Here is a 14,756-nt window from a genome sequence, read left to right as displayed (position 1 = left end):
GGCACGTCCGCACGGGGCGTCGCGCCGGCTGTCCGGCCTTTCTGGGTGCCGCTCGCGGGCGTGCCTCACCACGGATTCAGACTAATTCACGACCAACCGTGCGACTGTCCTCGATCAAGCTGGCGGGCTTCAAGTCCTTTGTCGATCCCACCAATTTCCAAGTGCCCGGCCAACTGGTCGGCATCGTCGGTCCCAACGGCTGCGGTAAATCCAACATCATCGATGCGGTGCGCTGGGTGCTCGGCGAGTCGCGTGCCTCCGAGCTGCGCGGCGAATCGATGCAGGACGTCATCTTCAACGGTTCCACCGCGCGCAAGCCGGCCGGGCGCGCCAGCGTCGAGCTGGTGTTCGACAACGCGGAAGGGCGCGCCGCCGGGCAATGGAGCCAGTACGCCGAGATCGCGGTCAAGCGCGTGCTGACGCGCGACGGCACCTCGTCCTACTACATCAACAACCAGCCGGTACGCCGGCGCGACATCCAGGACATCTTCCTGGGCACGGGCCTGGGGCCGCGCGCCTACGCGATCATCGGCCAGGGCATGATCTCCCGCATCATCGAGGCCAAGCCCGACGACATGCGGATCTTCCTGGAGGAAGCGGCCGGCGTGTCCAAGTACAAGGAACGCCGCCGCGAGACCGAGAACCGTCTGTCCGACACACGCGAGAACCTGACCCGCGTCGAGGACATCCTGCGCGAGCTGTCGGCCAATCTCGACAAGCTCGAAGGCCAGGCCGAGGTCGCGCAGCGCTTCAAGGCGCTGCAGGCGGAGGGCGAGGAGAAGCAGCATCTGCTGTGGCTGCTGCGCAAGCGCGAGGCGCTGGCCGAGCAGGAACGCCACCAGCGCGCGATCGAGCAGGCCCAGATCGACCTGGAAGCGCAGACCGCGCAGCTGCGCCACGTCGAGGCCGAACTCGAGACGCTGCGCGCCGCGCACTACGCCGCTTCCGACGGCATGCACGCCGCGCAGGGCGCGCTGTACGAGGCCAATACCGAGGTCAGCAAGCTCGAGGCCGAGATCCGTTTTGTGGTCGAATCGCGCAACCGCGTGCAGGCCCAGATCGCGGCGCTGACCGCGCAGCGCGAGCAGTGGGAGGCCAAGGCCCAGCAGGCCACCGACGAGCTCGAGCAGGCCGAAGAGGAACTGGCGCTGGCCGAGGGCCGCACCATCGAGGCGCAGCAGGCGGTCGAGCAGCAGAGCGAAGCCCTGCCGACGCTCGAAGCGCAGTGGCGCGACGCGCAGACGCTGCTGAACGAGCAGCGCACCGGCATCATGCAGGCCGAGCAGGCGCTCAAGCTCGAGGCCGCGCATCAGCGCAACGCCGATCAACTGTTGCAGCAGCTCGAACAGCGCCGCGAACGCCTTTCCAGCGAGGAAAAGGGTCTCGACAAGCCCGACGACGTCCGGCTGGAGGAATTGCGCGCCGAGCTTGCCGAACACGAGGCGATGCTCGAGGACGCCCAGGCTGCGCTGGCCGAGGCCGAGGACAATCTGCCGCGGCTCGATGGCGAACGCCGCGCCGCGCAGGAGCGCGTGCAGCGCGAAGCCGCCGCGATCGCGGCGCTCGAAGCCCGCCTGGCCGCACTGCGCCAGCTGCAAGAGAACGTGCAGAGCGAGGGCAAGGTCCAGCCCTGGCTGGCCAAGCACGGCCTGGCCGAACTGCCGCGCCTGTGGAAGAAGATCCATATCGAACCGGGGTGGGAAAACGCGCTCGAGTCGGTGCTCCGTGAAAAGCTGGCAGCGCTGGAAGTCTCCAGCCTCGATTGGATCAAGGGTTTGCTGACCGACGCGCCGCCGGCCAAGCTCGCGTTCTACGCGCCGCCGCCCGCGGCACGCCCCGGCGAGACGCCGGCCGGACTGCGTCCGCTGATGTCGCTGCTGCAGATCACCGAGCCCGGCATCCGCGCGGTGATGCAGGACTGGCTGGCCGACGTCTATACCGCCGACGACATGGAGCAGGCGCTGGCGGCTCGCGCCAGCCTGCCCGAAGGCGCGACCTTTGTCGTCGCCGAGGGCCATCTGGTCGGCCGCAGCTCGGTGCATCTGTATGCCGCCGATTCCGAGCAGGCCGGCATGCTGGCGCGCGAGCAGGAAATCGAGAATCTGCAGAAGCAGGCCCGCGCGCAGACGCTGCTGGCCGACGAAGCCAAGGCGCAGGCGGTGCGCGCCGAGACCGCGTATACCGAGGCCAGCCGCAAGCTGGTGGAGGCGCGCGCCGACAGCGAGCGGGTGACGCGGCGCGTCCACGGGCTGCAGATGGATGTGCTCAAGCTGTCGCAGGCGATGGAGCGCTATGCCGCGCGCAGCGGCCAGATCCGCGAGGAGCTCGAGGAAATCGCCGCGCAGATCGACGAGCAGCGCGCGCTGAAGGCCGAATCCGAAGCCAACTTCGAGCGGCACGATACCGAGCTGGCCGAGATGCAGGCCGCGCACGAAGACCACCAGATGGCCTACGAAGCGCTGGACGCGAAGCTGTCCGAGGCGCGCCAGCGTCTGCGCGATCTGGAGCGCGCGGCGCAGGAGGCGGTGTTTGCCGAGCGCAATCTGGCGACCCGTATCGACGAGTTGCGCCGCAATATCCAGGTGGCGGGCGACCAGAGCGAGCGCATCGCCGAATCGCTGGAAAACGCGCGCGCCGAGTTCGAAACGATCAACGAGCAGACCGCCCACACCGGCCTGCAGGAAGCGCTGGAACTGCGCGCCGAACGCGAGCAGAAGCTGGCTACGGCCCGCATCGAGCTCGACGCGCTGTCGGCGCAGCTGCGCCAGTTCGACGAGCAGCGCCTGGCCGCCGAACGCAGCCTGCAGCCGCTGCGCGACCGCATCACCGAGCTGCAACTGAAGGAGCAGGCCGCGCGCCTGGCGCAGGAGCAGTTCGCCGAGCAGCTGGCCGCGGCCGAGGTCGACGAGGCGGCGCTGGTCGGCAAGCTCAATGCGGACCTGAAGCCGTCGTATCTGCAGGGCGAAGTCACGCGCATCAACAACGCCATCAACGCGCTCGGCCCGGTCAACATGGCCGCGCTAGAGGAACTCGCGGCGGCACGCGAGCGCAAGACCTTCCTCGACGCACAGTCGGCCGACCTGAACGACGCGATCCAGACGCTGGAAGACGCGATCCACAAGATCGACCAGGAAACGCGCGCGTTGCTGCAGGGCACCTTCGACCAGGTCAATCATCATTTCGGCGAGCTGTTCCCGCAGCTGTTCGGCGGCGGTCAGGCCAGGCTGATCATGACCGGCGAGGAAATTCTCGATGCCGGCGTGCAGGTGATGGCGCAGCCCCCGGGCAAGAAGAACTCGACCATCCATCTGCTGTCGGGCGGCGAAAAGGCGCTGACCGCGATCGCGCTGGTGTTCGCGATGTTCCAGCTGAACCCGGCACCGTTCTGTCTGCTCGACGAGGTCGACGCGCCGCTGGACGACGCCAATACCGAGCGCTACGCCAATATGGTCGCGCGCATGTCGGACAAGACCCAGTTCGTCTTCATCTCTCACAACAAGATCGCAATGGAAATGGCGCACCAACTGATCGGCGTCACGATGCAGGAACAGGGCGTGTCGCGGATCGTTGCCGTCGACATGGACGCGGCCGTTTCCATGGCGGAGGCGGCATGACCGGATCGCTTGGATTGGCGCATGGGCTGAACCGTGGAGGGCGCGCGTGATGGATCTGCAAACCGCGCTGGTCGTCGCCGGCATCGTGCTGCTGCTGTTGGTGGTGGCCTACAACCAATGGCAGATCCGCAAGTCGCGCCGGCCGCGCGCGCTGCAACCCGAGGACGATCTGCCGCCGATGCGCGAGCCCGTGGTCGGCGAGGAGATCAAGCCCGAGGTCAGCGCCAAGCTGCACGAGCCGCCGCCGCCCGAGACGATCCAGCGCAAGGAACCGACGCTGGCGGTGCCGCCGCTGGATGACGACGCGCAGGCCGCGCAGGCCGCGTCCCCGCTGGTGGCAGGCAGCGCCGATGCCGACGAGATGCTGGCCGAGGAAGTCGCCGACGGCGTTGCGCGCAGCGTGCCGTCCGCACGCACTCCGGCGCCGCAGCGCCCCAAGGACACGAACACGAACGCCGGCGCGGGCGAGGCGTCCGCAAAGGCAGCCGCACCGGCGACCGCCCCCGCATCCGTGCCACAACCCGAGCCGGTGGCCGAGCCGATTGTGGGCGACGGCCAACCCAGGCCCGCCGTGATCGATCCGCTGATCGATTGCATCGTGCCGCTGCATCTGGAGCGCAAGGCCTCCGGCGACCGCATCCTGCCGCTGACCGGACGCCTGCGCCGGGCCGGCACCAAGCAGGTCCATATCGAGGGCCTGTACGAGCCGGCCAACGCCTGGGAGCCGGTGACCGCCGGCCATCAGTACGAAGACCTGCAGGTCGCGGTGCAGCTGGCCAATCGCGGCGGCCCGCTCAACGCGCTGGAATTTTCCGAGTTCGTCAACGCGGTCGAGGCCCTGGCCGAGTCGCTCGATGCGTCGGCGGAGCTGCCCGACATGAGCGAGACCGTCGCCAATGCGCGCGAGCTCGACAGCTTCGCCGCCGCCTGCGACGTGCAGCTGGGCGTCAACGTGGTGTCCGACGGCGCGCCGTGGTCGGCCGCCTATGTGCAGAACGTCGCCACCCAGGACGGACTGGTGCTGTCGCGCGACGGCACCCGCTTCACCCGCTACCAGGCCGGCCCGGACGGCATCCAGCGCGCGCTGTTCACGCTGCAGTTCGGCGATACCAACTTCCTGCGGGACGATCTGACGGTCAAGGCCGGCAGCCAGATCACGCTGCTGCTGGACGTGCCGCAGGCCTCCCAGGCGGTCAAGCCGCTGAAGACGATGTGCGAGTACGGCGACAGCCTGGCGCAGCGGATGGGCGCGAGGCTGGTCGACGACAATCATCGGCCGCTGACCGAAACGTCGTTCGTCGCGATCTTCCAGCAGCTGCAGGCGCTCTACGACAAGCTCGAGGCGCGCGGCATGCCGGCCGGATCGCCGGTCGCACTGCGGCTGTTCAGCAGCTGACGCGCGTCGCTTTTTCCGCAGCCTCAACGAAGTCTCCATGCCAGCAAAGAAACACGGCGCTCCCACTCCGGCCGATGCGCCGCGAGCCGACGCGACCGAAGCGGCCAACGCCGCGCGGCCCGACAATTCCGCCGACAAGCCCGAGGCGCCGGCCGCGCGGGCCGATTGGCTGCGCGAGCAGATCGAGCACCACAACTACCAGTATTACGTGCTCGACGCGCCGACCATTCCCGACGCCGACTACGACGCGCTGTTCCGCGAGCTGCAGGAACTGGAGGCCGCGCATCCCGAACTGCTGACTCCCGAATCGCCGACCCAGCGCGTCGGCGGGCAGCCGCTGACGGCGTTCGCGACGGTGCGGCATCGGCTGCCGATGCTGTCGCTGAACAACGCCTTCGACGACGACGACGTGATCGGTTTCGATCGCCGCTGCGCGCAGGGGCTGGGCCGTACCGCGGCCACCGAGGGCGCCGCCGATCTGTTCTCGGCCGCCGATGCGGTCGAATACGCCTGCGAGCTGAAGTTCGACGGGCTGGCGATGTCGCTGCGCTACGAGAACGGCCGGCTGGTCCAGGCCGCCACGCGCGGCGACGGCGAGACCGGCGAGGACGTGACCGCCAATGTGCGCACGATCAAGGCGATTCCGCTGAAGCTCAAGGCCGGTGCCCCGGCCGTGCTCGAGGTGCGCGGCGAGGTCTTCATGTACCGGCGCGATTTCGACCGGCTCAATGCGCGCCAGGCCGAGGCCGGCGAGAAGACCTTCGTCAATCCGCGCAATGCCGCCGCCGGCAGCCTGCGCCAGCTCGATCCGCGCATCACCGCGCGCCGTCCGCTGTCGTTCTTTGCCTATGGGCTGGGCGAGCTGGACGGGGAGCCCCGCCCGGCCACGCACGAGGCGCTGCTCGAGCGCTTCGCCGCGCTGGGCCTGCCGGTCTGCGCCGAGCGCGCCGTGGTCAAGGGCGCGCAGGGCCTGCTCGGCTTCTATCGCACCATTGGCGGCAAACGCGACAGCCTGCCCTATGACATCGACGGCGTGGTCTACAAGGTCAATGCGGTCGACGAGCAGGAACGTCTGGGTTTCGTCTCGCGGGCGCCGCGCTTTGCGCTGGCGCACAAGTTTCCGGCGCAGGAAATGACCACCGTGGTCGAGGACATCGAGGTTCAGGTCGGCCGCACCGGGGCGATCACGCCGGTGGCGCGGCTGGCGCCGGTGTTCGTCGGCGGCGTCACGGTGACCAATGCCACGCTGCACAACGAGGACGAGGTCCGCCGCAAGGACGTGCATATCGGCGACACCGTGATCGTGCGCCGCGCCGGCGACGTGATTCCGGAAATCGTCGCGGTGGTGCCGGAGCGCCGGCCCGCCGATGCGCGGCCGTTCGCGATGCCGACCGCCTGTCCGGTATGCGGATCGACTATCGAGCGGCTCGAGGACGAGGCGATCGCGCGCTGCACCGGCGGGCTGATCTGCGCCGCGCAGCGCAAGCAGGCGCTGCTGCATTTCGCGCAGCGCCGCGCGATGGATATCGAAGGGCTGGGCGAGAAGGTGGTCGACCAGCTGGTCGAGCAGGGCATCGTCCGCACCCCGGCCGATCTGTACAAGCTGGGCGTGGCCAAGCTGGCGGCGCTGGACCGCATGGCCGACAAGTCGGCCAGCAATCTGGTCGCCGCGATCGATGCCTCGCGCGAGACCACGCTGAACCGCTTCATCTTCGCGCTGGGCATCCGCCATGTCGGCGAGGCGACCGCCAAGGACCTGGCGCGTCATTTCGGCAAGCTCGATGGGCTGATGGCGGCCGACGAGGCGGCGCTGCTGGAGGTCAACGACGTCGGCCCGGTGGTGGCGCAGTCGATCGCGCATTTCTTTGCCGAGCCGCACAACGTCGAGGTCATCGAGCAGCTGCGCGCCGCCGGTGTGCACTGGCCCGAGAGCGAGCCGGCCGCGCGCGCGCCGGCGCCGCTGGCGGGCAAGACCTTCGTGCTGACCGGCACCTTGCCGACGCTGTCGCGCGAGGAGGCCAAGGAGCGGCTGGAAGCGGCCGGCGCCAAGGTCGCGGGCTCGGTGTCGAAGAAGACCGACTACGTGGTCGCCGGCGAAGAGGCGGGCAGCAAGCTGGCCAAGGCGCAGGAGCTCGGTGTGCCGGTGCTGGACGAGGCGGGCATGATCGCGCTGCTCGAACAGCACGGCGCGGCGTGACGTCAGGACGCTGACCCGAAGGACGGCGATCCGCGCCGGTGTCCAGTGAGACAGCCGATCGCGGGTCGCCAAAGCAAAGATGCAGGGCCGAATTCGAAAGAGGCGGCCCATGCCGCGCGATTAGCCTCGGCGGGTTCTTCCACCACGTGTTCCACACGACAAGGGGTTCCACATGGGTTCGATCGCCAGCGCCAACGTTTCCCGCATGCCGACCGTGGCCGCCAACGAGGCGCCATGCAAGGATTGGCTCGCCGTCCGCGTCAAGCTCGACGCCCTGCGCGATGGCTTTGAGCACCAGCCGGCACAGCGGCACGAGCAGGGATTCGTGTTTCGCGGCCAGGTTTTCCGGCTCGAGTATGTCGCCGATACGAATACCGGCATCCTGCGCAGGATCAAGGGCCACGCGAGCCGTGTCGAGCGGCCCGCTGGCCGTCTCTTGTGCCGGGTTTCGGCCGCGCCTTCGCAGGCGCCGTGGTTCGCCCGCATCCGGCAGGCCGCCGCGAATCTGTTTTCGCCGCTGCTCGACATGTGGGACGGCGACAAGCAGTGCGTATTCGGTTGCCGGACTCTGCAGTCGCGCGGGCAAACGATGTTGCGCTATCTGGCGCCGCACGTTCCGCTCGAGCGGTTGCGATCGGTCAATGTCGACGTGGACAGGATCTTTGCGCCGTAGCCGCAGCCTTGCCGGCCTTGGCGTCGGCGTATGCGTCGGCGTATGCGTCGACAGTGCGAAGGCAGGGCGCTGGCTATAATCGACGGAATTTCGGCGAGAACCGCCGCATGCGGCAGCCGGTACACACACCGGCTGGGCGAGCAGAGGACATAGCAATGATTCGCGACATTCTGAAAATGGGCGACCCCCGGCTGCTGCAGGTCGCCCGCCCGGTCCAGCGCTTCAATACCCCCGAACTTCGCACGCTGATCGAGGACATGTTCGACACCATGGAACATGCCAACGGCGCCGGGCTGGCCGCGCCGCAGATCGGCGTCGACCTGCAGGTGGTGATCTTCGGCTTCGAGCGCAATCCGCGCTATCCGGATGCGCCGCAGGTGCCCAAGACCGTGCTGATCAATCCGGAATTGACGCCGCTGTCGGACGAGATGGAGGACGGCTGGGAGGGCTGCCTGTCGGTGCCCGGCCTGCGCGGCATGGTGCCGCGCTATACCAGCCTGCGCTATACCGGCTACGACGTGATGGGGCAGCGCATCGAGCGCGTGGCGGAGGGCTTCCATGCGCGCGTGGTGCAGCATGAATGCGACCATCTGCGCGGCATCCTGTACCCGATGCGGATCAAGGACTTCAGCAAGTTCGGTTTCACCGAGGTGCTGTTTCCCGATCTCCCAGCGGCAGCCGGCGACGACTGAACGCGCCGCTGCCGTGGCGGGCTGTCCGGCGCCTACTTTTGACGCCAGATACCGAAAGACGCCACAGCTCTCTCTCACTATGGTCCTCGTTTCGCAGCGGAAAGCTGCGTTTCGTTTGGACCATCAGGAGAGAGATCATGAATTGCCATTCCGTCAATTTGGGCGTCGCGCAAACATGGAGCGACGTGCGCGGGTTGCTGCGAGGCGCGGCGACCAGTGCCAAAGCTTTGGAGCCGGGCCAGTCCTATTCCGGCGAACTGCAATGGCGTGGTGCCACATTCCGGGTCGGATATCGGGCACCATCCGCACTGGCATCAAAGGTTGGGAGCATTGGCCAAAGGTTGTCCCGCCTAGCGTTCGGCCATGCCAGCCTCGATGTCAATGACGCCAAGACTCATCCCGGGGACGTCTTGCTGGCGGTGAGCTGGAATCCGTTGCCGCTGCGGGACCATGGCCCCATCGCATGGGTGTGCCATCTGCTGTTCGGACTGCCCGCGACCCACCTGTTACTGCGCCCAATGGTAAGCGACGAGTGGCATGCCGCCTTGTGCAGTATCGGCATCGACCGTGGAAGCACGACCGCGCCGGCCGCTGTTGCCGTGACCGGGCGCGAACCGGAAGGTGTCCGCGTTGCGCAGTAGCTTCGTACGCGTCAGAGCGGCGCGCCTCGCGCGCCGCCATCAACTGACTCAGAACTTTTCAAACGGCCCCAGGAAGCGCCACTGGCCGACCGGCAGGTCGCCCAGCACGATGCGGCCCATGCGGACGCGCTTCAGTCCGACCACTTTCAGGCCGACCTGCTCGCACATCCGGCGGATCTGCCGTTTCTTGCCTTCGCGCAGCACGAAGCGCAACTGCTCCTCGTTCTGCCAGCTGACCTTGGCCGGCTTGAGCGGCTCGCCGTCGAGCGACAGGCCGTGGCGCAGCTTCTCGAGCCGATCGGCGGGGAACACGGCCGAGATATTGCGCTCGACGGGGCCATCGGGCGCGTCCTCCCAGACCACCCGCACCAGATATTCCTTCTCGATGTTGGAGTCCTCGCCGATCAGCTGGCGCGCGATGCGGCCGTCCTGCGTCAGCACCAGCAGGCCGGTCGAATCGATATCGAGGCGGCCGGCCGGCGCCAGGCCCTTGTGCTGCCACGGTGCGTAGCGCTTGCGAGTCGGATCGTCTTCCCACTGGTTCTCGGCGGTAAACAGCGCGGCCGCCGGCTGATAGCCTTCCTCGGCCTGGCCGGACACATAGCCGATCGGCTTGTGCAGCAGCACGGTAACGCGCTCGCCCTGTTCCGAACGGGCCGCCTGCTGGATCTCGATCGTCGCGTCGGGACGGATCCGCGTGCCCAGCTCGGTTACCGGCTTGCCGTCGACCAGCACCCAGCCGCGTGGAATCCATTCGTCGGCCTCGCGGCGCGAGCACAAGCCCAGTTCGGACATCCGCTTGGACAGGCGCACGAGCCCATCGTCGCCGTGGGCCGCGCCGGCGGCATGCGCGCTCGATGGCGGGCGGGCCGGGCTGCGGATCGCGGTATGTGTCTGGGCGGCCGGTGGCGCGTTGTCGCGCGAGCGTGCGCTGCCCGGTTTGGGGGCGCGGCCGGTGCCGGCGCCGAAGCCGGAGCGGGCCGGGCGGAGGTCGCCAGCATTGTTTTGCGGAGGGCGCGGCCGGGCAGGGCGCTCGCGGGAGTCGGCTTCGGCTGCGCGCGGCGCGGTCGTGCGGCGGGGCGCGTATTCGCTGCGTTCGCCGCGTGCCGGGCGTTCGCCGCGATCGCTTCCATATTCCCGGCGCGGGCCGGCGGCGGGGCGGTCGCCGCGCTCGGGACGTGGCGGACGCGCGCCGCGCTCGGACCGTTCTCCGCGTTCGCTCCGCTCTCCCCAACGCGCCTGCCGTTCGCGCGGCTCGTCGCCGCCGAAACGGCGCGGGCCGCGCTCATCATCACCGGTACGACGCGGCGGCCGCTCGGCGGCGCCAAGGCGGCGCGCCGGCCGCTCGTCGCCGCCGAAACGGCGCGGGCCGCGCTCATCGCCACCGGTACGGCGTGGCGGCCGCTCGTCGGCGCCCAGTCGGCGCGGCGGCCGCTCGTCGCTGCCGAAACGGCGCGGGCCGCGCTCATCATCACCGCTACGACGCGGCGGCCGCTCGTCGGCGCCGAGGCGGCGCGGCGGCCGCTGATCGTCGCCGAAGCGGCGCGGGCCCCGCTCATCGCCGCCGGTACGGCGTGGTGCCCGCTCGTTGTCGCCGAATCGGCGGGGAGCGCGCTCGTCGCTGCCGGGGCGGCGCGGGCCGCGCGCATCCGGCGCCGGCCGGGCGCCGCCTTGCTTGCGCGGCTTGCCGCTGGCCTCGGCGCGTTCGTAGGCCGCGCGCACCCCTTCGGCCACGGTCTGTACGCGGCGCCGGTTCAGATCCGACACGCGCACCGGCCGGGTGGCGCCGCTCTTGCGCGCCGCGCCGGTACCGTTGTTGGCGGCGGCGGGTTTCAGTCCCAAGGTCTTGCGCTTGGGGGAGGGTTGATCGCTCATGGTTTCAATGGTGTCGCGGCTCAGATGTCGAGCGCCGCGAGCAGGTCCTGTTCAAGCTGGATTTCGAGCCGGTTGTCGGCGGCAAGGCGGCTGCCGTCGACGAGGAACATGTCCTCGACCCGTTCGCCCAGCGTGTTGATGCGTGCGGTATGCACGGAGATATGGTGGCGGCCGAGCACGCGGGCGATCGCGTACAGCAGGCCGGTGCGGTCGTTGGCCGACAGTTCGAGCAGGAAGTACTGGCCGCGCTCGTCGGGCCGCAGATCGACCCGCGGCTTGATCGGGAAGCTGCGCGACTGGCGCGACAGCCGGCCGGGCGATGGCTCGGGCAGCGGCGCCTGGTGCGTCAGCCGCTCGCACAGCTCGTGCTCGACCAGCGCGATGATGTCGCGGTAGGTTTCGCGTCCGCCGCCGACCACGCCGGGATCGAACACCTGGAAGGTATCCAGCGCGTAGCCATGCCGCGTGGTGTGGATCTTGGCTTCCTGGATCGAGAAGCCCTTGCGCTCGAAATAGCCGCAGATGCGCGCGAACAGATCGGGTTGATCCTTGGCGTAGACCGCGACCTGCAGCCCTTCGCCGGCCGGCGACACGCGCGCCTTGACCACCGGCTGCGCGCTGTCGACGCGGTCGGCCAGATGGCGCGTCAGCCAGGCAATGTCGCGCGCGTCGTGGCGCAGGAAGAAGGCCACGTCGAGCCGTTCCCACAGCGCCTCCGCGCGGGCCGGATCGAAGGCCTGCAGCCGCAGCGCGGCGATGGTTTCCTCGCGCCGCTGCGCCCACAGCGAATGCGGATCGACGCGCGCGCCGCCGAGCACGCGCAGCGTGATGCGGTACAGGTCCTCGAGCAGCTTGCCCTTCCACGCGTTCCAGACCTTGGGGCTGGTGCCGCGGATATCGGCCACCGTCAGCAGATACAGCGCGGTCAGATAGCGTTCGTTGCCGACCACGCGGGCGAAGGCATGGACGACCTCGGGGTCGGTCATGTCCTGCTTCTGCGCGACATGGCTCATCGTCAGATGATGCTCGACCAGCCAGGCGATCAGATTGGCGTCCTCGCGCGCGATACCGTGCTGCCGGCAGAAGCGGCGGGCATCGGCAGTGCCGAGTTTCGAATGGTCGCCGCCACGGCCCTTGGCGATATCGTGGAACAGCGCCGCCAGCCACAGCACCCACGGCTTGTCGAAGTTCGCCATCAGCTGGCTGCAGAACGGGAATTCGTGGGTGTGCTCGACGATGGCGAACCGCCGCATGTTGCGCACGACCATCAGGATGTGCTGGTCCACGGTGTAGACGTGGAACAGGTCGTGCTGCATCTGGCCGACGATGCGCCGGAAGTTGATCAGATAGCGGCCCAGCACGCTGGTCTGGTTCATCAGCCGCAACGCGTGCGTGATGCCCTGCGGCTCCTGGATGATCGCCAGAAACTGCTGGCGATTGACCGGATCGTTGCGCCAGCGCGCGTCCATCACCGTGCGCGCGTTGTACAGGCCGCGCAGCGTCCGGGGCGACAGGCCCTTGACGCCGGGCGTGCGCTCGTACAGCAGGAACGTTTCGAGGATCGCGTGCGGATTGCGTTCGTACAGGTCGTCGCTGGTGATTTCCAGCATGCCCTGGCGCTCGACGAAACGCTCGTTCAGCACGCGCGTGACCTTCGACTCGCTGGGGAACAGCATCGCCTCGATATTGAGCAGCAGCACGCTGTTGAGCTGGGTCACCGCCTTGGCGGCCCAGTAGTAACGCCGCATCAGCTGCTCGCTGGCGCGCTTGTTGGCGTTCTGCCGATAGCCGAAGGCCTCGGCCAGCGCGGTCTGCAGGTCGAACACCAGCACGTCCTGGCGGCGGCCGGCCAGCAGATGCAGGCGGGCGCGGATGGTCTTGAGCAGGCGCTCGTTGCGCGTCAGCTCCTGCGCCTCGCGCTCGGTCAGCAGGCCCTTGTCGCGCAGCTCCTTCCAGCTGTCGCCGTAGCCGGCCGCCTGGGTCATCCACAGGATCACCTGCAGATCGCGCAGGCCGCCCGGGCTTTCCTTGCAGTTCGGCTCGAGCGCGTAGGGCGTGTCCTGGTACTTGGCGTGGCGCTGGCGCAGTTCGAGCAGCTTGGCCTGGAAGAAGGCGCGCGGGTCGAGCTCGGCGCGATAGCGCGCCTGCAGATCGGCGAACAGCGTGCGGTTGCCGGTGACAAGCCGGGCTTCGAGCAGCGCGGTGCGGATCGTCACGTCGTGGCGCGCCTCGCGCAGGCAGTCCTCGACGGTGCGCACCGACGAGCCGATCTCCAGCCCCAGGTCCCAGCACAGGCCGATGAACTTCTCCATGCGGCCCACGGTGTCGGCATCGGGCTCGGCCGGCAACAGCAGCAGCACGTCGACGTCCGAGTGCGGGAACAGCTCGCCGCGGCCGTAGCCGCCCACGGCCACCAGCGCCATCCCGGACGGCAGCCCGAGGCCGCGCCAGCATTCGACCAGCGCCTGGTCGACCGCCTGACGCAGCCGCGTCAGCAGCGTGCCGACCTGGCCGCCGCCGGTGAAGGCGTCGAACAGCGCCTGCTTGTCGGCCTTGAGCCGGTCGCGCACGCGCGTGGCGAGCAGCAGTTCCGGAGAGGAGTCCATGGCTTGGGCGGGTTGGGTCGACATGGGCGAAGGAGGGCGGGGGCAGCGTATGTCGGCGAGCGGGCGGGATCGGCAAGGCCCAAACGACAGGGGCGCCTCCCGGCGCCCCCTGCGATCAGGCCGCGAGCGTGTCGGTGATGAAGGCGGGCGGCGCCTGCGTGCCGGCGGAGACCGTCAGCACCTCGTAGCCCGTGTCGGTCACCAGCACGGTGTGTTCCCATTGCGCCGACAGGCTGCGGTCGCGCGTCTTGACGGTCCACTGGTCGGGCATCGTGCGGATGTCGCGCTTGCCCGCGTTGATCATCGGCTCGATCGTGAAGATCATGCCCGCCTGCAGTTCCATGCCGGTGCCGGGGCGGCCGTAATGCAGGATCTGCGGATCCTCGTGGAAGTTCTTGCCGATGCCGTGGCCGCAGTATTCCCGCACCACGCTGTAGCCGGCCGCTTCCGCATGCTGCTGGATCACGTGGCCGATGTCGCCCAGCCTGGCGCCCGGACGCACCTGGGCGATGCCCTTCCACATGCATTCGAACGTCACCTGGGTCAGGCGCTTGGCCAGGATCGAACCCTCGCCGACGATGAACATGCGGCTGGTGTCGCCGTAATAGCCTTCCTTGGTGATCACCGTGATGTCGAGGTTGACCACGTCGCCGTTCTTGAGCACGCGCTCGCCTGGGATACCGTGGCAGATCACGTCGTTGACCGAGGTGCAGATCGCGCCGGGGAAGGGCGGATAGCCGGGCGGCGCATAGTTCAGCGGCGCAGGCACCGTGCCTTGTACGTCACGCATATAGGCGTGGCACAGGCGGTCAAGCTCGCCGGTGGTGACGCCGGGCTTCACGAACGGCGTGATGTAGTCGAGGACTTCGCTGGCCAGCCGGCAGGCGACGCGCATCTGGGCGATGTCTTCGGCGGTCTTCAAATGGATGCTCATGCTGCGACGCGGAAAATGAGAGCCGGGCGGCAAGTGGGGTTGACGCCCGTTTCTGGATTGGCAAACCGGAATTATCGCACCATCGGGACCCGGCCGCACCCCGCGGCGGAGAGAAGCCGGCGCCGCAC

General features: G+C 68.7%; 9 protein-coding genes. 6 read left to right on the top strand and 3 right to left on the bottom strand.

What is annotated here, in order from left to right; translation table 11 throughout:
- Positions 1–98: 98 nt before the first annotated feature.
- The 6 genes from smc (at position 99) to HTY53_RS14450 (ending at position 9,213) form a co-directional block, all read left to right on the top strand.
- Complete coding sequence (gene smc / locus HTY53_RS14475; protein WP_174107301.1) at positions 99–3,614, top strand: chromosome segregation protein SMC; 3,516 nt, start codon at positions 99–101, stop codon at positions 3,612–3,614.
- Positions 3,615–3,663: 49 nt separating this feature from the next.
- Complete coding sequence (locus HTY53_RS14470; protein ID WP_174107350.1) at positions 3,664–5,010, top strand: cell division protein ZipA C-terminal FtsZ-binding domain-containing protein; 1,347 nt, start codon at positions 3,664–3,666, stop codon at positions 5,008–5,010.
- 37 nt (positions 5,011–5,047) lie between these two features.
- Complete coding sequence (gene ligA, locus HTY53_RS14465) at positions 5,048–7,207, top strand: NAD-dependent DNA ligase LigA (RefSeq protein ID WP_174107300.1); 2,160 nt, start codon at positions 5,048–5,050, stop codon at positions 7,205–7,207.
- A gap of 172 nt (positions 7,208–7,379) precedes the next feature.
- Positions 7,380–7,880, top strand: coding sequence for a hypothetical protein (locus HTY53_RS14460; RefSeq protein WP_174107299.1), 501 nt, complete (start codon positions 7,380–7,382; stop codon positions 7,878–7,880).
- A 155-nt stretch (positions 7,881–8,035) separates the two neighbouring features.
- A complete protein-coding gene (gene def, locus HTY53_RS14455) occupies positions 8,036–8,572 on the top strand; it encodes a peptide deformylase (RefSeq protein WP_174107298.1) in 537 nt (178 codons plus the stop codon).
- Between the two features lie 137 nt (positions 8,573–8,709).
- Positions 8,710–9,213 (top strand): hypothetical protein, encoded by a 504-nt coding sequence (locus tag HTY53_RS14450; RefSeq protein WP_174107297.1) that lies wholly within the window; start codon positions 8,710–8,712, stop codon positions 9,211–9,213.
- Positions 9,214–9,261: 48 nt separating this feature from the next.
- Here HTY53_RS14450 and HTY53_RS14445 read toward each other — a convergent pair whose 3' ends face one another.
- The 3 genes from HTY53_RS14445 to map all read right to left on the bottom strand — a co-directional run bounded on the left by HTY53_RS14445 (position 9,262) and on the right by map (position 14,628).
- Entirely contained in the window at positions 9,262–11,088 is a 1,827-nt protein-coding gene (locus HTY53_RS14445) for a pseudouridine synthase (RefSeq protein WP_174107296.1), read from the bottom strand.
- A gap of 20 nt (positions 11,089–11,108) precedes the next feature.
- Entirely contained in the window at positions 11,109–13,694 is a 2,586-nt protein-coding gene (locus HTY53_RS14440; RefSeq protein WP_174107295.1) for a [protein-PII] uridylyltransferase, read from the bottom strand.
- Between the two features lie 115 nt (positions 13,695–13,809).
- The gene (gene map, locus HTY53_RS14435) at positions 13,810–14,628 is read right to left on the bottom strand and encodes a type I methionyl aminopeptidase (protein ID WP_174107294.1); all 819 of its coding nucleotides are present in this window, start codon (positions 14,626–14,628) and stop codon (positions 13,810–13,812) included.
- Positions 14,629–14,756 lie beyond the last annotated feature (128 nt).

This window comes from Cupriavidus gilardii (assembly GCF_013314895.1).
GTDB classification, from domain to species: domain Bacteria; phylum Pseudomonadota; class Gammaproteobacteria; order Burkholderiales; family Burkholderiaceae; genus Cupriavidus; species Cupriavidus gilardii_C.
The sequence above is the reverse complement of the archived record's forward strand: the minus strand, read 5'-3'. Positions and strand labels throughout refer to the sequence as shown.

What these genes read in the sequence shown, in the direction of transcription:
- HTY53_RS14440 (WP_174107295.1), bottom strand. Translation starts at nt 13,694, where the DNA reads ATGGACTCCTCTCCGGAACTGCTGCTCGCCACGCGCGTGCGCGACCGG.
- ligA (WP_174107300.1), top strand. Translation starts at nt 5,048, where the DNA reads ATGCCAGCAAAGAAACACGGCGCTCCCACTCCGGCCGATGCGCCGCGA.
- HTY53_RS14470 (WP_174107350.1), top strand. Translation starts at nt 3,664, where the DNA reads ATGGATCTGCAAACCGCGCTGGTCGTCGCCGGCATCGTGCTGCTGCTG.
- HTY53_RS14460 (WP_174107299.1), top strand. Translation starts at nt 7,380, where the DNA reads ATGGGTTCGATCGCCAGCGCCAACGTTTCCCGCATGCCGACCGTGGCC.
- def (WP_174107298.1), top strand. Translation starts at nt 8,036, where the DNA reads ATGATTCGCGACATTCTGAAAATGGGCGACCCCCGGCTGCTGCAGGTC.
- HTY53_RS14450 (WP_174107297.1), top strand. Translation starts at nt 8,710, where the DNA reads ATGAATTGCCATTCCGTCAATTTGGGCGTCGCGCAAACATGGAGCGAC.
- HTY53_RS14445 (WP_174107296.1), bottom strand. Translation starts at nt 11,088, where the DNA reads ATGAGCGATCAACCCTCCCCCAAGCGCAAGACCTTGGGACTGAAACCC.
- map (WP_174107294.1), bottom strand. Translation starts at nt 14,628, where the DNA reads ATGAGCATCCATTTGAAGACCGCCGAAGACATCGCCCAGATGCGCGTC.